The organism is Oleiphilus sp. HI0043, from assembly GCF_001634935.1.
The window spans coordinates 1-1,471 of sequence record NZ_LWEY01000623.1 but is presented as its reverse complement, the minus strand read 5'-3'; the positions used below and the strand labels follow the sequence as shown (position 1 = coordinate 1,471).

The 1,471-nt window shown below is 44.3% G+C and carries 1 protein-coding gene and 1 pseudogene; both read right to left on the bottom strand.

Annotated elements, in window-relative coordinates; all coding sequences use genetic code 11:
• Nucleotides 1-589 (bottom strand): cytochrome c biogenesis heme-transporting ATPase CcmA (ccmA, locus tag A3729_RS07615; protein ID WP_068633544.1); only part of this gene is annotated, 589 nt, incomplete at its 3' end.
• A gap of 181 nt (nucleotides 590-770) precedes the next feature.
• A pseudogene (locus A3729_RS07610) lies at nucleotides 771-1,424 on the bottom strand (NADH oxidase); the annotation flags it as partial.
• Between the last annotated feature and the right edge of the window lie 47 nt (nucleotides 1,425-1,471).

The window sequence follows — 1,471 nt, the reverse complement described above, 5'->3', positions numbered from 1 at the left end:
GTAAAGAAAGCTGATGATGTGTTGTAAGAATGATTGTGACACCGCTAATTGCTTTTTCTAACAACAAATTTTCAAACTGGGCAACGCCTTGCTTATCGATGGCAGTAAAGATCTCATCAAGAATCCAGATCTTTGCCTCAGAGAGATATAATTGCGCCAGAGTTACGCGACGCTGCTGACCTGCTGACATATTGCGGCATAGAACATGTTCATACCCTTCTAAGCCGACTGAGCTGAGCGCGCTCCATAGCTGTTGTTCTACAACTGTTTGTCGCAAGCCAAGTAGATAACGCAGATTCTCTAAAGGTGTCATGCTGGTTTTAATGGCAGATTTATGGCCAATAAAAAGAAGCTGAGACTGGAAACTAAGCTGGGATTTATATAGAGCTTCGCCCTGCCAGTTAACTACGCCGTCATATGAAGTGAATAAGCCAGCTAAAATTCGTAGCAAGGTTGTTTTACCTGCACCATTAGGGCCTTCGAGCTGCGTTATCGTGGCAGGAAGAAAACTATGCTCTAGCCCGGAAAACAGAATGCGGTCTTCACGTTCACAAGATAGCTGCTTAATTTGGAGTACTGGCTCAACCATAGAGGTTTATGACTGCTTAAATAGAATCTCGAAGTCGCTATTATACCTGCAAAATACAATTTGAATATCTATTCACTTAGCTTATACCTTACAAATAAGAAAGGTTGCCTAAAGCTATACCACTAATGAGGAAATGCTCGGCAACCTATATCGATCGAGGCGAAATAATCAGATTGAGCGACTAAGCACGCCTTTTTGTAAAGGCATGAACTCCCAGGCCTGAGAGCGTCTGAGCCACAGATATCCAGGCTGTCTGATCAGGTATGGCCTGTTTGCCTTTAGATAGCCTCGCAAGCTGTGATTCGTACCAGGTAATATCAAGCATGGTCATTTTATCGATAAACTTCACGCCAGTGCTGGGTTTCGGTATATCAATCTTGTGCTCGGGATTTGCTATTAGCTCATTGGGAAAATCGGGATAAACAGAGAGCGGTCGAGCCAAACCGATAAAATCAGTTGCGCCACTCTTTAAGGCTTGAAGCATTGCGCTACCTGAGCGGAAGCCGCCAGTAACGACAAGTGGAATTGAAACGCGCTCGCGGATTTTATCTGCATATTCTATGAAGTATGCTTCGCGTCGGCGTGTTGATTCCTTAATGTTATGACCTACCATGCTTGGGCTTTCGTAGGTGCCGCCGGAAATTTCCAGTAAATCAATTCCCGCTTTTGCAAGGGTTTCGACTACTTCCATAGATTCTTCATGAGAGAACCCTCCTTTCGAGTAGTCAGCAGAATTTAATTTAATGCCAATTGGGTAATTATCATCTGTGGCTTCACGAATAGCACGGTAAACCTCTAATACAAAGCGCATTCTATTTTGTAAGCTACCGCCCCACTTGTCTTTTCTGGCGGCTTCCGCTCAGGTAGCGCAATGCTTCAAGC